The following is a 17261-nucleotide window of genomic DNA, read 5'->3' as shown; positions in this document are numbered from 1 at the left end:
CTAGGTTCACACTCCCAAGAGCTCGGTCAGGACCGGCATCTTGGCATTCAACTCCGATGAAGTGAAAGTCTCGACAATCTGACCGTGCTCCATCACGTAAAAGCGGTCCGCCAGCGGTGCGGCGAAGCGGAAATTCTGTTCCACCATGACGATGGTGTAGCCCTTGGCCTTGAGCGTGGTGATCATGCGCGCCAGGGCCTGCACGATGACCGGGGCCAGGCCTTCGGAAATCTCGTCAAGCAGCAGCAGGCGCGCGCCCGTGCGCAGAATGCGCGCCACGGCCAGCATCTGCTGTTCGCCACCGGACAGGCGCGTACCCTGGCTGTGCTTGCGTTCCTGCAGGTTGGGGAACATCGCGTAGATCTCGTCCACCGACATGCCGCCCTGACCGGCCAGCACCGGCGGCAGCAGCAGGTTTTCTTCGGTCGACAGCGAGGCGAAGATGCCGCGCTCCTCGGGGCAATAGCCGACACCGAGGTGGGCGATGCGGTGCGTGGGCAGGCCGATGGCCTCGGTGCCGTGAATCTTGACCGAGCCTTGGCGCGCGCCGGTCAGGCCCATGATGGCGCGCAGCGTCGTGCTGCGGCCCGCACCATTGCGGCCGAGCAGGGTGACGACCTCGCCTTCCTGCACGCTCAGATTCACGTCATGCAGGATATGCGACTCTCCATACCAGGCATGCAGCTGGCGGATCTCGAGGGCCGCGCTCATCCGTGTGCCCCCGCCAGTTCGCCGTCGGCCGAGCCCATATAGGCTTCCATCACCTGCGGATTTTTCGACACTTCGGCATAACTGCCCTCGGCCAGGATGGCCCCGCGCTGCAGGACCGAAATCGTGTCGCAGATGCCCGAGACCACGTTCATATTGTGTTCCACCATCAGAATCGTGCGGCCCGCGGCCACCTTCCTGATCAGCTCGGTGACGCGGTGCACGTCTTCGTGGCCCATGCCCTGGGTCGGCTCGTCGAGCAGCATCAGTTCAGGCTCCATGGCCAGGGTGGTGGCGATCTCGAGCGCGCGCTTGCGGCCATAGGGCAGATCGGCCGTGAGGGCATCGGCGAATTTGTCGAGGTCGACTTCGGCCAGCAGGGCCATGGCGCGCGCGTTCAGGGTCTGCAGGCTGCGCTCACTCTTCCAGAAATGGAAACTGGTGCCGAGTGTGCGTTGCAGACCGATGCGCACATTTTCGAGCACGCTCAGGTGGGGAAAGACGGCGGATATCTGAAACGAGCGGATGATGCCCTTGCGCGCGATCTGGGCTGGCTTGGCGCGCGTGATGTCGGCGCCGTTGAACAGAATCTCGCCCGCGCTGGGCTCGAGGAATTTGGTCAGCAGGTTGAAGCAGGTGGTCTTGCCTGCCCCGTTCGGGCCGATCAGCGCATGGATCTGCCCGCGCCGCACCCGCAAGTTCACATCATTGACTGCCGTGAAGCCCTTGAACACCTTGCTCAGGTGCCGGGTCTCCAAGATGACGTCCGACATGCTGTCTCCGCTGTCTTATAGTTTGCAGGGGATCATACACACGGCCCCCTGCGCTCACAATACAGCAGAACGACCGCCTCATTGCGCGTTTTTGCACAGGAGCGCGGCCAGACGTTCGGCAATCATCAGCACCGGCGCATTGGTATTGCCAGAAGTAATGCGCGGCATGATGGAGGCATCGGCAATGTGCAGGCCGGCCACGCCCTTCACCCGCAATTCGCTGTCGACCACGGCCATCGGATCATCGGCGCGCCCCATACGGCAGGTGCCGACCGGATGGAAAATCGTGGTGCCGATCATGCCCGCCGCACGCGCCAGATCGGCCTCGGTCTGGAAGTCCGGACCGGGACGGTATTCGACGGGCGCGTACTTGTGCAGGGCCGGCGCGGCCACGATGCGGCGCGTCAGCGCCAGCGCGGCCGCCGCCGTCCGCCGGTCCGCTTCCGTGCTCAGATAATTGGGTACGATCGCCGGCGCGTCCTCAAAGTTCCCCGAGCGGATGCGCACATGCCCGCGCGAGCTGGGGCGCAGATGGCAAACACTGGCCGTAAAGGCCGGAAAATTGTGCAGCGGCTCGCCAAAGCGGTCGAGGGAGAGCGGCTGCACATGGTATTCAAGGTCGGGCGTGGCCACGGCAGGCGAGGAACGCGCAAACGCGCCCAGCTGGGACGGCGCCATCGACATCGGGCCGCTGCGGCGCAGTGCATATTCGAGACCGATGCGGGCCTTGCCGAGCCAGTGATTGGCCAGGGTGTTCAGGGTAGGCGCCTGGCTGACCTTGAAAATCATGCGCAATTGCAGATGGTCCTGCAGATTTTCACCGACGCCAGGCGCATCGAGCACGGGTGTGATGCCGTTTTCCTGCAACAGCGGCGCCGGGCCGATACCCGACAATTGCAGAATTTGCGGCGTGCCGATCGCCCCCGCGCACAGGATGGTTTCGCGCCGGGCCTGGGCCGACCAGCGGCTGCCTCCGCCGACAAAATGCACGCCGCGGCACTGCCCATCGGCGCTTATCTCCAGGCGCTCGACCTGGGAACCGGTCATGATCGTCAGGTTCGGCCGGCGCGAGGCTTCACGCAAAAAGGCCTTGGCCGTGTTCCAGCGCACGCCCTTCTTCTGGTTCACTTCGAAGTAGGCGCAGCCAAAATTGTCGCCGCCATTGAAATCCGCAGTCGGCGGAATACCGGTCTGCTCGGCCGCCTGCCGGAAGGCGTCGAGAATCTCCCAGGACAGGCGCTGCTGCTCCACACGCCATTCACCCCCGGCACCATGCACAGCGCTGGCACCGGCGTAGTGGTCTTCGGTCTTCTTGAACAGGGGCAGCACCTGGTCCCAGTTCCAATTCGCATCGCCACTGACTTCGGCCCAGTGGGCGTAGTCGGCCGCCTGGCCGCGCATGTAGATCATGCCGTTGATCGAGGAGCAGCCGCCCAGAACCTTGCCACGCGGATAGATCAGGCTGCGGCCATGCAGGCCCGCATCCGCTTCCGTGCGGTAGCGCCAATCGGTACGCGGGTTATCGATGCAATACAGATAGCCCACCGGAATATGAATCCAGAGATAATCGTCCTTGCCGCCTGCTTCGATCAGCAACACCTCGGTCTGCCGGTCCTCGGTCAGGCGCTTAGCCAGCAGGCAACCGGCCGTACCGCCGCCAACAATGATGTAATCGTAGGTCCCTGCTGACTCCATACCGGCTCCTTTTGCGTGCCGGAAAGGGTAACAGAGTCAGAAATGAAAACCAATGTGGATAAGTCTCTGGATATCCACAGGGACCGAATGTGCATAAGACGCCGTTTACCCACAAGCCAATTGTTCTCCAGAATTGAGCACTCGCCCATACAGAGCTGTTCGGGCTTTTATACTTTTCCTAAACCAATGATTTTTTTAAGAAAAATCGATTTGTTCACAGAAAACAGGGCCTGTTAACAACTACTATCAAGGGTATACAAGTATCATGTTTATAAAAGGAAGAAGTGCAGGCCAAAATCGGCAAAAAATCGTCCCTGTGAATAAAACCTTGGATATCCACAGGATGAGTTGTTGCTAAATCGGGGAAATCTTCAGGTCCAAAACTTTGTCCCAGATTCATTCAAGCTAAAAGCAAGGCTTATGCAGCAGCTTTTTCATCGCGTAAACGTTTGAGCTTGTTGATAAATTTCGACTTATCCACAGAAAACAGCGCGTTTACCTACTACTACCAGCTTTGTATACATACTCTTTATATTTAAATGCGCATCGGGATCATCAGCGCTCTGTTTGAAGAGCAAGAAGGCATCGTTGACGACATCGTCAACAAAAGCGTCGTCGTGCATGGCAAACGCGAATACACGTGTGGCCAACTATGGGGATGCGAGGTGGTTTGCGTGCTTTCACGCATCGGCAAAGTCGCTGCGGCCATGACGGCGACCATCCTGATCGAGAAATTTGGCGTCACGCATGTGATTTTCACCGGGGTCGCCGGTGCGGGTCATGCCGACGTGAAAGTCGGTGACGTGGTCCTGGCCAGCCAGCTGGTCCAGCACGACATCGATGCGAGTCCCCTTTTCCCGCGTTTTGAGGTACCTCTGACGGGTCGCGCGCATTTCCACACGGATCGGGACCTGAATCAGCATTTGGCGGCTGCAGCGGCCTCCTGGCGCGTCCATCACGGTCTGATTGCCTCAGGCGATCAGTTCATTAACGATGGGGAAAGGATTGCGGCCCTGCGCGATGCCTTGCCCGATGTGCTGGCGGTGGAGATGGAAGGTGCGGCGGTCGCCCAGGTCTGTCACGAACTGGACGTGCCGTTTGCCGTCATCCGGACGATTTCGGACAACGCGAATGAGGAAGCGGCGACGGATTTCATGCTGTTTGTGCGCACCGTCGCCGCCAAAGTGGCTTACGAGATACTCAAGACAACATTGACTCGGCTGGCACGTAGTCGTAACCCAGGTCCTTAGCCACGGCGGCGTAGGTCACCTTGCCCTGGCAGACATTCAGACCATTGCGCAGGTGCACGTCATCCTTCAGGGCCTGCTGCCAGCCCTTGTTGGCCAGGGCGATCGCATGGCCGATGGTGGCGTTATTCAGTGCAAAGGTCGAGGTACGGGCCACGGCGCCCGGCATATTGGCTACGCAGTAATGCACGACGCCGTCGACCACAAAGGTCGGGTCGGCATGGGTGGTTGCATGCGAGGTTTCGAAGCAGCCGCCCTGGTCGATGGCCACGTCCACCACGACCGCGCCCTTTTTCATGCGTGAAATCATGTCGCGCGTCACAAGCTTGGGCGCAGCGGCACCCGGCACCAGTACGCCACCGACGACCAGATCCGCCGTCAACACCGATTCCTCGATCGTATGGGCGTTCGACATCAGGGTGCTGATGCGGTTCCCGAAAACCAGATCGAGCTGGCGCAGACGGTCGATGCTCTTGTCGAGCACGGTCACACGGGCGCCCGTACCGACGGCCATCTGCAAGGCATTGGTGCCGACCACGCCGGCGCCGATGATGACGATGTGGCCGGCAGCCACACCCGGCACGCCGCCCAGCAGCAGGCCCATGCCGCCTTTGGATTTTTCCAGATGGGCAGCGCCGGCCTGGATGGCCATGCGCCCCGCCACCTCGCTCATCGGGGCCAGCAGCGGCAGCCCGCCGCCGGGGCCGGTGATGGTTTCGTAGGCGATGCAGATTGCGCCCGACTTGACGAGGGCGGCCGTCTGTTCCGGGTCCGGCGCCAGGTGCAGGTAGGTGTACAGAATCTGGCCGGGACGCAGCATCGCGCATTCGACCGCCTGCGGTTCCTTCACCTTGACGATCATGTCCGCCTTGGCGAACACTTCCTCGGCGCTGGCGGCCAGGCTTGCGCCGGCCGCCACATACTGCTCGTCCGACAGCCCGATCTCGGCGCCGGCACCTTGTTGCACGATGACGCGATGACCGCGTGTGGTCAGTTCGCGCACGCTGGGCGGGGTCAGCCCGACGCGGTACTCGTGGTTCTTAATCTCTTTGGGTACGCCTACTAACATGTTTCCTCCGATTGGTTTGCTATGCGCCCAAGGTCATCAGGCTCGCATTTCCCCCCGCCGCTGTCGTGTTCACACATACCGCGCGTTCAGCGACTAAACGCCACAGCGGAATAGCACCTTCTTCCGAGGTGTCGATCACACCGACGATGGCCCCGGGTCGGGACGCAAATGCCGGCTTCAAGCCCAGGACGAGGGATGCCTCGACCAGGGCAATCTGGAATTCCTGATCACAGCCTTCGATGCTAGCCGTGCGCTGGATGTGCGCTTTGACTTCATCGGGCAGGCCGGGCGGAATGGCGTGCGCATAGGCTTCCGGAATGATGGCCTCATTGCCGGTGGCCAGCACGGCCGCCAATTGATTGAGCAGCACGCCCACATGGCTGGCCGCGCACAGGACCTTGCCGCGTGCCACAAAGGACAGGGTATTGCGCTCGCCGGTCGGGCCCGGCAGGTTCAGCGTATGGCCGGCGAGCGTCGTGCTCGCGTAGTGTTCAGCCGCATTGACCACGCGCTGATGGCCATGGGTGCGCGCCCATTTCAGCAGGGCTTCCAGGCCCTTGCTGGCCAGACCATCATGCTGCATCAAGGGCGGCGCGCCGCGCTGCAGGCGCTTCAGGTAGAGCGGGCCGCCCGCCTTGGGACCGGTACCGGACTTGCCTTCGCCGCCGAAGGGCTGCACGCCGACGACGGCGCCGACGATATTGCGGTTCACATAGATATTGCCCACATGCGCGCGGCTGGTGACGAAGGCAATGGTTTCATCGATGCGCGAGTGCACGCCCAGAGTCAGGCCATAGCCGGTGTTATTGATCGACTCGATCAGGGCCGGCAGCTCGTTGCGGCGGTAGCGCAGCACGTGCAGCACCGGGCCGAAGACCTCGCGCTGCAGCTCGGCGATGCTGCCGATCTCGATCAGGGTCGGGGCCACAAAGGTGCTGGCGCTGCCGGGTACGGCCAGCTGGAAGAAGTCCTTGGCCTTGGGCTTCATGCGCTCGATATGCGACAGCAGGTTCTGCTGGGCTTCGCTGTCGATGACGGGACCGATATCGGTGCTCAGGCGGTCCGGATTGCCAATGCGCAGTTCCTGCATCGCGCCCTTGAGCATCTTGATGGTCTTGTCGGCGATGTCTTCCTGCAGGCACAGGATGCGCAGGGCCGAGCAGCGCTGGCCGGCGCTGTCAAAGGCCGAGGACAGCACATCATTGACGACCTGTTCCGGCAGGGCCGAGGAGTCGACGATCATCGCGTTCTGACCACCGGTTTCGGCGATCAAGGGAATGTCGCAGGCTTCCTTCACGGCGCGCTGCGCCAGGGTCTGGTTGATCAGCTGGGCCACTTCGGTCGAGCCCGTGAAGATCACGCCCTTGATGCGCGGATCCTGAGTCAGGGCGGCGCCGACCACTTCGCCGCGGCCCGGCAGATATTGCAGGGCGCCGCGCGGCACGCCGGCCGCGTGGAACAGCTCGACCGCACGGTAGGCGATCAGCGGCGTCTGCTCGGCCGGCTTGGCCAGCACCACATTGCCGGCCGCCAGAGCAGCGGCCACCTGCCCGGTGAAAATGGCCAGCGGGAAGTTCCACGGGCTGATGCAGGTGACCGGGCCAAGCGCCAACTGGTTTTGCGCACCACGCACCTGGGCGCCGTAGTAGCGCAGGAAATCGACGGCCTCGCGCACTTCGGCGATGGCATTCGACAGGGTCTTGCCGGCCTCGCGGATGGCCAGGGCCATCAGCTCGGTCTGGTGTTCCTCGAACAGGTCGGCCACGCGCGCCAGGATGGCCGCGCGCTCGCTCGGCGCCGTGGTCTGCCAGTCCATGGCATAGGTGGTGGCAGCGGCCAGCGCGGTTTCCACATCTTCGAGCGTGGCTTCCGCAGCGTGACCAACCACGTCCGACAACTGGGCCGGGTTGCGCACCGGCTGCATGTGCGTGCCGGCCGTGATGGCGCCGTCGATCAGCGGCGCGGCCGCCCATTCGCGCGCGGTGGCCAAGGCCAGGCTGGTGCTGGCCAGCGTGTCTTCGTTCGACAGGTCGATCCCGCGCGAGTTCGCGCGTTCTTTGCCAAACAGGTCGACCGGCAGGGCGATGGCCGGATGGGGCTGGCCGTCATGGCTGCGCGCGACCTCGAAGGGATCGGCGACCAGATGTTCGATACCGATGTTTTCGTCGACGATCTGGTTCACAAACGAGGAGTTGGCGCCATTTTCAAGCAGACGGCGCACCAGATAGGCGAGCAGGGTTTCATGCGAACCGACCGGCGCGTAGATGCGGCAGGCCTTGCCCAGCGCGTCTTTGGGCACCACCTGGTCGTACAGGGTTTCGCCCATGCCATGCAGGCACTGGAATTCGTAATCGTCGACGCCGTTTTCCTTGGCCCAGGTGTAGATCACTGACAGCGAATGGGCATTGTGCGTGGCGAACTGCGGATAGATGACATCGGTCACGCCCAGCAGCTTCTTGGCACAGGTCAGGTAGGACACATCGGTGTGCACCTTGCGCGTGTAGACCGGATAGCCGGGCATGCCGTCCACCTGAGCGCGCTTGATCTCCGAATCCCAGTAGGCGCCTTTCACCAGGCGCACCATGAATTTGCGGCCGCTGCGGCGCGCCAGGTCGACCAGATAGTCGATCACAAACGGGCAGCGCTTCTGATAGGCCTGGACCACGAAGCCAATGCCCTCGAAGCCAGCCAGATCCGGATCGAAGGCCATGGCCTCCATCATGTCGAGCGAAATCTCGAGGCGGTCGGCTTCCTCGGCGTCGATGTTCAGGCCGATGTTGTAGCGTTTGGCCAGCAGCACCAGGGATTTCAGGCGCGGCAGCAGCTCGCCCATCACGCGTTCGTGCTGAGCGCGGCTGTAGCGCGGGTGCAGGGCCGACAGCTTGACCGAAATGCCGGGCCCGTCCTTGATGCCGCGGCCATTGGCGGCGGTGCCGATGGCGTGAATGGCCTGCTCGTAGGCCGCATAGTATTTGACCGCATCTTCTTCGGTCAGAGCCGCTTCGCCCAGCATGTCATACGAATAGCGGTAGCCGCGTGCCTCATTCTCGCGGCTGTTCTTGAGCGCTTCGGCAATCGTCTGGCCGGTCACGAACTGATTGCCGAGCATGCGCATGGCCAGATCGACGCCCTTGCGGATCAAGGGTTCGCCACCCTTGGCGATCAGTTTGTTCAGCGCCGCGCCGAGGCCGGCTTCGCTGCTCGTGCTGACCAGTTTGCCGGTAATCAGCAGGCCCCAGGTGGCGGCGTTGACGAACATCGACGGCGATTCGCCCAGGTGCTTGGACCAGTCGCCCTTGCTGATTTTGTCGGCAATCAGACGGTCGGCCGTGTCGGCGTCAGGAATGCGCAGCAGGGCTTCCGCCAGGCACATCAGCGCCACGCCCTCGTCCGAGGACAGCGAGAACTCGTGCATCAGGGCATCGACACCCGAGGCGCGCGTGCGCTTTTCGCGCACCGCGCTCACCAGTTTTTCGGCCAGCTGACGCGCGGCCGGCAGCGGCCGTGCACCCTGGGCGAACAGCCATTGCACGGCGCTCTGTTCATCGCGGCGGTAAGCGGCGGTAATGGCGGCACGCAGGGGGCTTTGCTGACGGTCTACATCGGCCACCAGGGCGGCGAACGGCGTGGAAGTGCTCATCTAATTTTCTCTCTAAAATCAATCACTTAGGTGCGTGGCAAAACGCCCCGCCGGCGCTGTGCGGGGCGGGGCGTTTCAGAACGCGGAACAATGATTCGATTGTAGAAGGTATTCGTCTGGATTAATTCTGGTATTGCGAAGGACTAGCAATACATAGTTTTTAGTGCGACAATTTGACCAAATAAAATTAAATGGAGACAGACCCATGCTGGATAAGATCAGCAAGCGTATCTTGACCGAGCTGCAAAATGACGGCCGCATTTCGAATGTTGAATTGGCCGCGCGGGTGAATTTATCGCCTGCAGCTTGTCTGGAACGGGTGCGCAAGCTGCATGAATCGGGCTATATCATGGGCTACACGGCCCAGTTGAACCCGCAATTGCTCGATGTGTCCCTGCTGGTGTTTATCGAGGTCGTGCTCGACCGCACCACGCCGGAAGTGTTTGAGTCCTTCAAACAGAGTGTCCAGCTGATTCCCGAAGTCCTCGAATGCCATATGGTGGCCGGCGGCTTCGACTACCTCGTCAAGGCGCGTGTGAAAGACATGGCCGCCTACCGCGAATTCCTCGGCAAGACCCTGCTGCAGAAAGGCGTGCGCGAAACCCACACCTATGCGGTGATGGAAGAGGTGAAAAACACCACCAAGCTGCCGATCAAATAAGCAGCCCGGCGTTCAGCTGTCCGTGGTCGGGCGCAGATTCGGCGCGCTGACGGCTTCCAGATGGCGGCGCAGCCATTTGTGGGCGGGGCTGCGCGCGTCGCGCTCGTGCCAGAGCATGTCCAGATGGACGGCCGGCATCGGGAACGGCAGTTCGCGCGAGACCAGCGCATCGGTCATGCCGGTCGAGGCGATCAGGTGGCGCGGCAGCACGGTGATCAGGTCGGAGTTGGCTACCACCTTGCCGGCGGTGAAGAACTGATTGACCGTCAGCAGAATGCGACGCTCGCGGTGCAGCTGGGCCAGGGCTTCGTCGACCAGGCCGTGCGCGCGGCCCGAGAAGCTGACCAGCAGATGGTTGGCCGAACAATAATTGTCCAGGGTCAGGTCGACCTGGGCCAGCGGGTGGTGCTTGCGCATCACACACACATAATCGCCCGAATACAGGCGCTCATGGCGGATCGGCGAGCTGGTGTCGCTCGACAGCTGGGCCGCCACGCCGGGGAAGAAACCCACGGCCAGATCGATATCGCCGCGCAGCAGCATCGGGCGCGGTTCGCGCGTGGTCAGCGGCACCATGCGGATATTCACCTGCGGCGCTTCACTCTCGATCGAACGCACGAGCGAGGGCAGCCACATGGCCGCCGTCGCGTCCGCCATTGCCAGACGGAAGGTGGCGTGGGCCGTCGAGACATCGAAGGAATCGGGCGCCACCGCCGATTCCAGCGTGGCCAGGGCGCTGCGCACGGCCGGCCACAGGGCCTCGGCGCGCGCAGTCGGCTTGACCCCGTAGGCGGTGCGGATCAGCAGCTCATCCCCGAGACTTTCGCGCAGGCGCTTGATGGCATTCGAGACGGCGGGCTGGGTCATGGCCAGATGCCCGGCGGCGCGCGTCAGATTTTGCTCAGTCATCACGGCGTCGAATACCCGTAATAAGTTCAGATCGAGGGTGAGGAAGCTCATAGTCGTCAAAAAGCCGAGTGAAGGCCCTATTATATTCACAAATCGTATGCTTGGTATCGCATCTTTCAATTAGATTTATATGCTGCGCTGCATTAACATGCCTTACGTCAACATACGAAACGATTGAATGAAATGAGTACCGCCCTGATTGCTGTCCCGACCCTGCTGGTGGCAGCCAATGTGTTCAAGCCCCTGCTCAAGGGTATCGCGCGCGCCACGATGATGGTGGTGAGCAAGCCCGTCAGCAAGGAAGAGCAGGAAGCCCGTCGCCACCTGCGCGACCGCCGTCTGATGCAGCGCATGATGAATAGCTCGAGCGGCCCCAGCCTCTCGAACGAACTGCAGGCCATCGCCGCGCGCGACTGAGCTGCCCTGCTCCCCACAAAAAACGCGGCCGAGGCCGCGTTTTTTTATGCCTGCGCTGAGGGCTTACTTCTCGCCCAGCAGGGCGGGCTTCAGGCTGCTGTCGACCGGCTTCTCGCCGATCCAGATGCGCAGCACGGCATTGTAGAAGGCGACGTCGGGCAGGGTTTCGCCGATCTTCTTGCCGTTCAGTTCGCAAATCGTGCCCTGGCCCGGAATCCAGTCCAGATGCAGGACATCGCCCTTCTTCACGCCCGGAATCGACTGGAACATTTCACCGAAGGCCATGGTCTGGCTCAGGATCTTGGTCGTTTCCGCACGGTCCGTGTTTTCCTTCAGGCCCTTCATGAAGGCGGCGCCGAAGTCTTCCGAGGAAATATCACGCTGCATGATCAGGGTGACGCGGCGCGGCCCTTCGAGTTTCTGGATATCGGCCGGGTTCGATTTCTTCTCGGGCAGATACAGACCGGCCGCATAGACCTTGATAATCAGGCGCGTACGCATGCCGGCGCCGTTCAGCTTCAGTTCCTTGCCGGCCACCTTGGCGGTGTCTTCAAACTTGGCGTCGCCGACGCTGACGGCCGCGCTGGCCAGGCCACTGGCGGCGCTCAGGGCAAGGGCGGCAAACCAGTGGCGCAGGCGGGGGGATGCAAAACTCATCATGTGTGTCTCCGTGTTGATGTTATCAGACTTAAAACTCTTCCCAATCTTCTTCCTGTTTCGGCGCGGCCTGGGGAGCGGGCTTGGGCGCCGCGGCCACTGCCCGCGGGGCGGCGGCCGGCGGCGGCGTCAGCGGGGCGCGCGGCAGATCGTGTTCATTGAGTTTGAACACGGACACCACACGCGCCAGCTTGGCCGCCTGTTCCTGCATCGAGGCCGCCGCGGCGGCCGCTTGTTCCACCAGCGCAGCGTTCTGCTGGGTGGTGTCATCCATATCGGCAATCGCGCCGCTGACTTCGGCAATGCCGGCGCTCTGTTCCTGGCTGGCCGAGGTGATTTCGCCCATGATGTCGGTCACATAGCGCACGCTCGACACCACTTCTTCCATCGTCACGCCGGCCTGCTCGACCAGGGTCGAGCCCTCGCGCACCTTGCTGACCGAATCGCCGATCAGGGCCTTGATCTCCTTGGCGGCGGCGGCCGAGCGCTGGGCCAGGTTGCGCACCTCGCCGGCCACGACGGCAAAACCGCGGCCCTGCTCACCGGCGCGCGCGGCTTCGACGGCCGCATTCAGGGCCAGAATATTGGTTTGGAAGGCAATGCCGTCGATCACCCCGATGATATCCACAATTTTCTTCGAGGACTCGGTGATCGAGCCCATCGTGTCGACCACATGCGACACCACCGAGCCGCCGCGCACGGCCACTTCCGAGGCCTTGGTGGCCAGCTGATTGGCCTGGCGCGCGTTGTCGGCGTTTTGTTGCACTGTGTCAGTCAACTGGCGCATCGAGCGTGAAGTCTGGCCGAGCGACATGGCCTGCTGCTCGGTCCGGGTCGACAGGTCCTGGTTGCCGGTCGCAATTTCACTCGAGGCAGACGCGATCGAATCGGTGCCTTGTCGCACTTCTGCCACAATTTTAATCAGGCTGTCGTTCATATGGCGCAGGGCTTCCATCATCTGGCCGGTCTCGTCCTGGCTGTCGGCCGTGATGACGCTGGTCAGATCGCCCTGGGCCACGCGTTGGGCCACGTCGACCGCCTCGGTCAGCGGGCCGGTAATCGAGCGTGTCGACAGGAAGGCCACGAGCAGGGAAATGGCGCCCGCCACCAGGGTGACGATCAGGATCGTCACGCCCGTCGTGCTGGAGATGGCGGCGGCGTCGTCGCCGGCCTTCTCCATCTCGGCGTTTTGATAGGCAACGAATTTATCGAGCTGTTCGAAATACTTGTTCTGTAGCGGGCGCACCGAGAACATGAATTTGATCAGGGCCTCGTCTTTCTGGTCGCCCTTGATCATCTCGACCAGGGAGGTTGCGGCCGGGCCGAACTTGTCGCGCACGGCGCTCAGCTGCTTAAGAATCTCCTGGCCCTGGCCCTCCTGGGTCGACTTCTGCAGGGTGTCGATGGCCTTGTTGGCGCTGCTCATGCGTGCGCCGATGTTATCGAGCTCTTTGTTAAGCTGTTTGGGGTCGCTGATGATCAGGGCGGACAGAATCGAGCGCGTCGCATCGTTGACGTCCGACTTCACCTGGTTGGCCATCACGGTATTCGGATAGCGGCTGTTGACCAGGGTCGACACCTCTTTATTCAGGCTGCTGATCCTGACATAAGACAAGCTGGCCAGCACGACCAGCAGGGCAATCACGACACCAAATCCAATGGCCAGGCGCTGGCCGATGCGCAGGTTCCTGATATTCATCGTATTTATTCCACCCGGAAAGACGAAGCGAAGCCAAATGAATATACCATCGGCATGAATTAAAGTTACGAAGGCCTCCTCTAAAAATTTTCTTGTAATTTCGCACCGTTTTCGGGAATTTTGCCAGGAGTTAATGTGTGCAGTGCACCATTTGGTAGCCATGCCTTACGCCAACATCTCGGATCTCCCGGCCAGCGTGCAGCATGTGCTGCCCGTCCACGCCCAGAAAATCTATCTGGAGGCGTTTAATCATGCGTTTTATGAATATCACGGACGTGAGGAGAGGGCCCACCGCGTCGCCTGGGCGGCCGTGAAGAAGCGCTATCGGAAAGATGTGGCGCGCGGCAGCTGGGTGCCGCGCGACTGAGGCTCAGGGCTGGGTTTTGGCGGCCTGCAGGCGTTCAAACTTCTGCTGCAGCTCGTCCTTGGACTCGCGCCAGGCCGGGTTGAAGGGAATGCAATTGACGGGACACACCTGCTGGCATTGCGGCTCATCGAAATGGCCGACGCATTCGGTGCATTTATTCGGGTCAATCAGGTAAATCAGTTCGCCCATCGAAATGGCATCGTTCGGGCATTCGGGCTCGCACACATCGCAATTGATGCAGTCGTCCGTGATCATCAGGGCCATACAACACTCCGGGACTCAGGCTGCCGGCTTGGCCATCGCTTGAATCTTTTTTTGCAACCAGCGTTCCACCGAAGGGAACACGAATTTGGACACATCGCCGCCGAGCTGAGCGATTTCGCGCACGATCGTGCCCGAAATAAACTGGTACTGGTCGGACGGCGTCAGGAACATGGTTTCGACATCGGGCAGCAGGTAACGGTTCATGCCCGCCATCTGAAACTCGTATTCGAAGTCGGACACGGCGCGCAGGCCGCGCACGATCACGCGCGCATCATGCTGGCGCACAAAGTCCTTGAGCAGGCCGGAAAAACTTTCGACCCGCACGTTCGGATAATGGCCCAGCACTTCATTCGCAATATCGAGCCTTTCCTCAAGCGAGAAGAAGGGCCGCTTGTTGCGGCTATCGGCCACGCCGACGATCAGCGTGTCGAACAGGGTCGAGGCCCGTCGTACCAAGTCCTCGTGACCGCGCGTGAGCGGGTCGAACGTTCCTGGATATACGGCTGTTACCATCGTCTTTCCTCTTTGCACCAAAGTAGAACGCGCATTATGCCTGAAAATTCGGCAGCAGCGCCCTTTGCTCAGGCGGCCCGCAACAGATAGTAATGGACCATCCCGGCTTTGTCGGCGCGCACGATTTCCCAGCCGCGCAGCCAGTCTGGCATCTGCTCGCCTTCCGGCAAGGCCAGGCCCGATTCCGCATACACGAGGCCGCCCGGCGCCAGCAGCGCGCGGCACAGCGGCAGCGACTTGCTGAGGAAGTCCTGCTGGTAAGGCGGGTCGAGGAAGATCAGGCCGAAGGTCTGGCCGCGCGCGGCCAGCTGCTGGGCCTGGGCGAGGGCGTCGCCGCGCACGATCTTGACCTGGGTGGCGCGCAGCTTTTCCTGGATCATCTGCAATTGCTGGACGACAGGACCGACATTGTCGATCATCAGCACCGAGCGGGCGCCGCGGCTGGCCGCCTCGAAACCGAGGGCGCCGCTGCCGGCGAACAGGTCGAGCACATCGCAGTGCTGCCACAGGCCATCGATCTGGTGCTGGACCCAGTTGAACACGGTTTCGCGCACGCGGTCGGGCGTGGGGCGCAGGCCGGCGGCGTCGAGGACGGGCAGGGGCGTACGTTTCCACAGGCCACCGATGATGCGCACTTGTTGCGGCGGCCCTCGGTGGACGGGCTTGCGGGGGTGTTTATTCTGCATGGCGCGATTATCGCACGCGGGCGCGCGCCGGGCCGACACGCGCAAAGCGAGCCCAGGTGTGCGTGCTACACTGCGCCATTCTTTTTCTCCGTCTTACCCCACCTATGAATGTCGTGATTCTCGCCGCCGGCATGGGCAAACGCATGCAATCGGCCCTGCCCAAAGTCCTGCATCCGCTGGCCGGCCAAGCCCTGCTGCAGCATGTCGTCAACACCGCGCGCGCGCTCGCTGCGCACAAGCTGTGCGTGATCTATGGCCATGGCGGCGAACTGGTCAAACAAGCCGTGGCGGGCTGGAACGCCGAGGGCGGGGTGCCGATCGACCTGGCCCTGCAGGAGCCGCAGCTGGGCACGGGCCATGCCGTGATGCAGGCCCTGCCCTACCTCGATCCGGCCGTGCCCACCCTGGTGCTGTATGGCGATGTGCCGCTGACCAGCGCCGCCTCGCTGCGCGCCCTGATCGCCGCCGCCGGCGATGACAAGCTCGGGATTCTGACGGTGAATTTCGACAACCCGTTCGGCCTGGGCCGCATCGTGCGCGAACATGGCCGTATTGTGCGCATCGTCGAAGAAAAAGACGCGACCGATGCCGAACGCGCGATCACCGAGATCAATAGCGGCATCATGGTCATTCCCACGCGCCATCTGCAGGCCTGGCTGGGCGCGCTCAAAAACAATAACCAGCAGCAGGAGTACTACCTGACCGATATCGTCGCCCAGGCCGTGGCGGCGGGCGTGCCCGTGGTCTCGGCCCATCCGGGCGCGGCCTGGGAAGTGGCGGGCGTGAACAGCAAGGTGCAGCTGGCCGAGCTCGAGCGTCAGCATCAGGCCAATGTCGCCCGCAAGCTGCTCGAACAGGGCGTGACCCTGCTCGACCCAGCCCGGATCGACGTGCGCGGCGAACTCGTGTGTGGGTGCGATGTGACGATCGACGTCGGCTGCGTGTTCGAGGGCAAGGTCGTGATCGAAGACGGCGCCCACATCGGCCCGCACTGCGTGATCGTCAATGCGCGCATCGGTGCCGGCGCCCAGATCAAGGCGCTGTGCCATATCGAAGACGCGGTGGTCGGTCCGGCCGGGCAGATCGGCCCGTATGCGCGCCTGCGTCCGGGCACGGTGCTCGCCGAGGACGTCCACATCGGCAACTTTGTCGAGCTGAAGAACGCCCAGGTGGCCGCCCACTCCAAGGCCAACCACCTGGCCTATGTGGGCGATGCGACGGTCGGCAGCAAGGTCAATATCGGCGCTGGCACGATCACCTGCAATTACGATGGCGCCAATAAATTCCGCACGGTGATCGAAGACGAGGCCTTCATCGGCAGCGATTCCCAACTGGTGGCGCCGGTGACCGTGGGCAAGGGCGCAACCCTGGGCGCCGGCACCACGCTGACCAAGGATGCGCCGGCCGGCAAGCTCACGATCTCGCGCCCGAAGCAGATGACGATCGAAGGCTGGACCCGCCCGGTCAAGCAGAAGAAGTGATCAGAGCGCGATGCGCGGCTCGAACTTGCTGCGCAGCGTGGAAAAATAGGTTTTGACGTTGCGCACATTCGTGTGGGCGGCAAACAGGCGGTGCGCCAGTGCGTGGTAGGCTGCCATGTCCGGCACCTGCACGATCAGCACGAAATCCGGCCCCGGCGCCACCCGGTAGACCTGCTGGACGGCCGCATCGGCGAGCACCAGGCGCTCGAACGCCGCCTGGGCCTCGACGGTCTGCACGTCGAGGCTGATTTCGATGATGGCGCTCAGGCCGGCGCCGACCTTGGCCGGGTCGACCAGGGCCACCTCGCGCTCGATCACGCCGGCGGCGCGCAGGGCGCGCACGCGGCGCAGACAGGTCGGGGCCGACACATGGACCAGGGCCGCCAGGTCGTGATTGCTGAGGCTGGCGTCGGTCTGCAGGGCGTTCAGGATACGGCGGTCGATATCGTCCATGATATTTTCTTTCATCGACGGC

At 62.4% G+C, this 17261-nt stretch carries 17 protein-coding genes; 5 read left to right on the top strand and 12 right to left on the bottom strand.

Going from position 1 to position 17261, the window contains the following annotated elements; genetic code table 11:
• Positions 1-6: 6 nt before the first annotated feature.
• The 3 genes from LZ005_RS12865 to LZ005_RS12855 all read right to left on the bottom strand — a co-directional run bounded on the left by LZ005_RS12865 (position 7) and on the right by LZ005_RS12855 (position 3176).
• On the bottom strand, positions 7-711 hold the full coding sequence (locus LZ005_RS12865) for an ABC transporter ATP-binding protein (protein ID WP_237808471.1): 705 nt from the start codon (positions 709-711) through the stop codon (positions 7-9).
• Complete coding sequence (locus tag LZ005_RS12860; RefSeq protein ID WP_237808470.1) at positions 708-1481, bottom strand: ABC transporter ATP-binding protein; 774 nt, start codon at positions 1479-1481, stop codon at positions 708-710. Before LZ005_RS12860 ends, LZ005_RS12865 begins: the two co-directional genes overlap by 4 nt.
• 78 nt (positions 1482-1559) lie before the next feature.
• Positions 1560-3176 (bottom strand): GMC family oxidoreductase, encoded by a 1617-nt coding sequence (locus tag LZ005_RS12855; protein ID WP_237808469.1) that lies wholly within the window; start codon positions 3174-3176, stop codon positions 1560-1562.
• A gap of 539 nt (positions 3177-3715) precedes the next feature.
• Here LZ005_RS12855 and LZ005_RS12850 point away from each other — a divergent pair.
• On the top strand, positions 3716-4426 hold the full coding sequence (locus tag LZ005_RS12850; protein ID WP_237808468.1) for a 5'-methylthioadenosine/adenosylhomocysteine nucleosidase: 711 nt from the start codon (positions 3716-3718) through the stop codon (positions 4424-4426).
• On the opposite strand, the gene ald is transcribed toward LZ005_RS12850, so the two are convergent.
• Positions 4377-5492 (bottom strand): alanine dehydrogenase, encoded by a 1116-nt coding sequence (gene ald, locus LZ005_RS12845; protein ID WP_237808467.1) that lies wholly within the window; start codon positions 5490-5492, stop codon positions 4377-4379. The two genes, LZ005_RS12850 and ald, sit on opposite strands and share 50 nt — an antisense overlap.
• Positions 5493-5511: 19 nt before the next feature.
• Complete coding sequence (gene putA, locus LZ005_RS12840; RefSeq protein WP_237808466.1) at positions 5512-9132, bottom strand: trifunctional transcriptional regulator/proline dehydrogenase/L-glutamate gamma-semialdehyde dehydrogenase; 3621 nt, start codon at positions 9130-9132, stop codon at positions 5512-5514.
• Between the two features lie 205 nt (positions 9133-9337).
• On the opposite strand from putA, the gene LZ005_RS12835 reads away from it, so the two are divergent.
• Positions 9338-9793 (top strand): Lrp/AsnC ligand binding domain-containing protein, encoded by a 456-nt coding sequence (locus tag LZ005_RS12835; protein WP_237808465.1) that lies wholly within the window; start codon positions 9338-9340, stop codon positions 9791-9793.
• A 12-nt stretch (positions 9794-9805) separates the two neighbouring features.
• Here the strand turns inward: LZ005_RS12835 and LZ005_RS12830 are convergent, their stop codons facing one another.
• On the bottom strand, positions 9806-10753 hold the full coding sequence (locus tag LZ005_RS12830; RefSeq protein WP_237808464.1) for a LysR family transcriptional regulator: 948 nt from the start codon (positions 10751-10753) through the stop codon (positions 9806-9808).
• 132 nt (positions 10754-10885) lie between these two features.
• Here LZ005_RS12830 and LZ005_RS12825 point away from each other — a divergent pair, with 132 nt between their 5' ends.
• Positions 10886-11119: a hypothetical protein gene (locus LZ005_RS12825; RefSeq protein ID WP_237808463.1), complete on the top strand. Its 234-nt coding sequence runs from the start codon at positions 10886-10888 to the stop codon at positions 11117-11119.
• Between the two features lie 63 nt (positions 11120-11182).
• On the opposite strand, the gene LZ005_RS12820 is transcribed toward LZ005_RS12825, so the two are convergent.
• Positions 11183-11779: a chalcone isomerase family protein gene (locus tag LZ005_RS12820; RefSeq protein WP_237808462.1), complete on the bottom strand. Its 597-nt coding sequence runs from the start codon at positions 11777-11779 to the stop codon at positions 11183-11185.
• A 28-nt stretch (positions 11780-11807) separates the two neighbouring features.
• Positions 11808-13475, bottom strand: coding sequence for a methyl-accepting chemotaxis protein (locus LZ005_RS21665; RefSeq protein WP_269106687.1), 1668 nt, complete (start codon positions 13473-13475; stop codon positions 11808-11810).
• 160 nt (positions 13476-13635) lie between these two features.
• Between LZ005_RS21665 and LZ005_RS12805 the strand changes: the two genes are divergently transcribed.
• Positions 13636-13842, top strand: a complete 207-nt coding sequence (locus LZ005_RS12805; RefSeq protein WP_237808461.1) for a ChaB family protein — start codon at positions 13636-13638, stop codon at positions 13840-13842.
• Positions 13843-13845: 3 nt separating this feature from the next.
• On the opposite strand, the gene LZ005_RS12800 is transcribed toward LZ005_RS12805, so the two are convergent.
• The 3 genes from LZ005_RS12800 to rsmD all read right to left on the bottom strand — a co-directional run bounded on the left by LZ005_RS12800 (position 13846) and on the right by rsmD (position 15305).
• Positions 13846-14106, bottom strand: a complete 261-nt coding sequence (locus LZ005_RS12800; RefSeq protein ID WP_237808460.1) for a YfhL family 4Fe-4S dicluster ferredoxin — start codon at positions 14104-14106, stop codon at positions 13846-13848.
• 15 nt (positions 14107-14121) lie between these two features.
• Positions 14122-14619: a pantetheine-phosphate adenylyltransferase gene (gene coaD, locus LZ005_RS12795; RefSeq protein ID WP_237808459.1), complete on the bottom strand. Its 498-nt coding sequence runs from the start codon at positions 14617-14619 to the stop codon at positions 14122-14124.
• 68 nt (positions 14620-14687) lie between these two features.
• Positions 14688-15305 carry a 16S rRNA (guanine(966)-N(2))-methyltransferase RsmD gene (gene rsmD / locus LZ005_RS12790; RefSeq protein ID WP_237808458.1) on the bottom strand — a complete coding sequence of 206 codons (618 nt, stop codon included), beginning with the start codon at positions 15303-15305 and terminating at the stop codon, positions 14688-14690.
• Positions 15306-15409: 104 nt separating this feature from the next.
• Between rsmD and glmU the strand changes: the two genes are divergently transcribed.
• Positions 15410-16786, top strand: a complete 1377-nt coding sequence (gene glmU, locus LZ005_RS12785) for a bifunctional UDP-N-acetylglucosamine diphosphorylase/glucosamine-1-phosphate N-acetyltransferase GlmU (protein ID WP_237808457.1) — start codon at positions 15410-15412, stop codon at positions 16784-16786.
• On the opposite strand, the gene LZ005_RS12780 is transcribed toward glmU, so the two are convergent.
• On the bottom strand, positions 16787-17239 hold the full coding sequence (locus tag LZ005_RS12780) for an Lrp/AsnC family transcriptional regulator (RefSeq protein WP_237808456.1): 453 nt from the start codon (positions 17237-17239) through the stop codon (positions 16787-16789).
• Positions 17240-17261: the final 22 nt, after the last annotated feature.

The organism is Massilia sp. TS11, assembly GCF_022012445.1.
Lineage (GTDB): Bacteria > Pseudomonadota > Gammaproteobacteria > Burkholderiales > Burkholderiaceae_D > Telluria.
Note: the sequence above shows the minus strand (reverse complement) of the source record. Positions and strands in the feature narration are given on the sequence as shown.

Coding starts and splice junctions, on each gene's coding strand:
- LZ005_RS12850 (WP_237808468.1), top strand. CDS start 3,716: ATGCGCATCGGGATCATCAGCGCTCTGTTTGAAGAGCAAGAAGGCATC.
- LZ005_RS12825 (WP_237808463.1), top strand. CDS start 10,886: ATGAGTACCGCCCTGATTGCTGTCCCGACCCTGCTGGTGGCAGCCAAT.
- LZ005_RS12865 (WP_237808471.1), bottom strand. CDS start 711: ATGAGCGCGGCCCTCGAGATCCGCCAGCTGCATGCCTGGTATGGAGAG.
- LZ005_RS12805 (WP_237808461.1), top strand. CDS start 13,636: ATGCCTTACGCCAACATCTCGGATCTCCCGGCCAGCGTGCAGCATGTG.
- glmU (WP_237808457.1), top strand. CDS start 15,410: ATGAATGTCGTGATTCTCGCCGCCGGCATGGGCAAACGCATGCAATCG.
- LZ005_RS21665 (WP_269106687.1), bottom strand. CDS start 13,475: ATGAATATCAGGAACCTGCGCATCGGCCAGCGCCTGGCCATTGGATTT.
- LZ005_RS12820 (WP_237808462.1), bottom strand. CDS start 11,779: ATGATGAGTTTTGCATCCCCCCGCCTGCGCCACTGGTTTGCCGCCCTT.
- LZ005_RS12855 (WP_237808469.1), bottom strand. CDS start 3,176: ATGGAGTCAGCAGGGACCTACGATTACATCATTGTTGGCGGCGGTACG.
- coaD (WP_237808459.1), bottom strand. CDS start 14,619: ATGGTAACAGCCGTATATCCAGGAACGTTCGACCCGCTCACGCGCGGT.
- LZ005_RS12835 (WP_237808465.1), top strand. CDS start 9,338: ATGCTGGATAAGATCAGCAAGCGTATCTTGACCGAGCTGCAAAATGAC.
- putA (WP_237808466.1), bottom strand. CDS start 9,132: ATGAGCACTTCCACGCCGTTCGCCGCCCTGGTGGCCGATGTAGACCGT.
- LZ005_RS12830 (WP_237808464.1), bottom strand. CDS start 10,753: ATGAGCTTCCTCACCCTCGATCTGAACTTATTACGGGTATTCGACGCC.
- rsmD (WP_237808458.1), bottom strand. CDS start 15,305: ATGCAGAATAAACACCCCCGCAAGCCCGTCCACCGAGGGCCGCCGCAA.
- LZ005_RS12800 (WP_237808460.1), bottom strand. CDS start 14,106: ATGGCCCTGATGATCACGGACGACTGCATCAATTGCGATGTGTGCGAG.
- LZ005_RS12860 (WP_237808470.1), bottom strand. CDS start 1,481: ATGTCGGACGTCATCTTGGAGACCCGGCACCTGAGCAAGGTGTTCAAG.
- ald (WP_237808467.1), bottom strand. CDS start 5,492: ATGTTAGTAGGCGTACCCAAAGAGATTAAGAACCACGAGTACCGCGTC.
- LZ005_RS12780 (WP_237808456.1), bottom strand. CDS start 17,239: ATGGACGATATCGACCGCCGTATCCTGAACGCCCTGCAGACCGACGCC.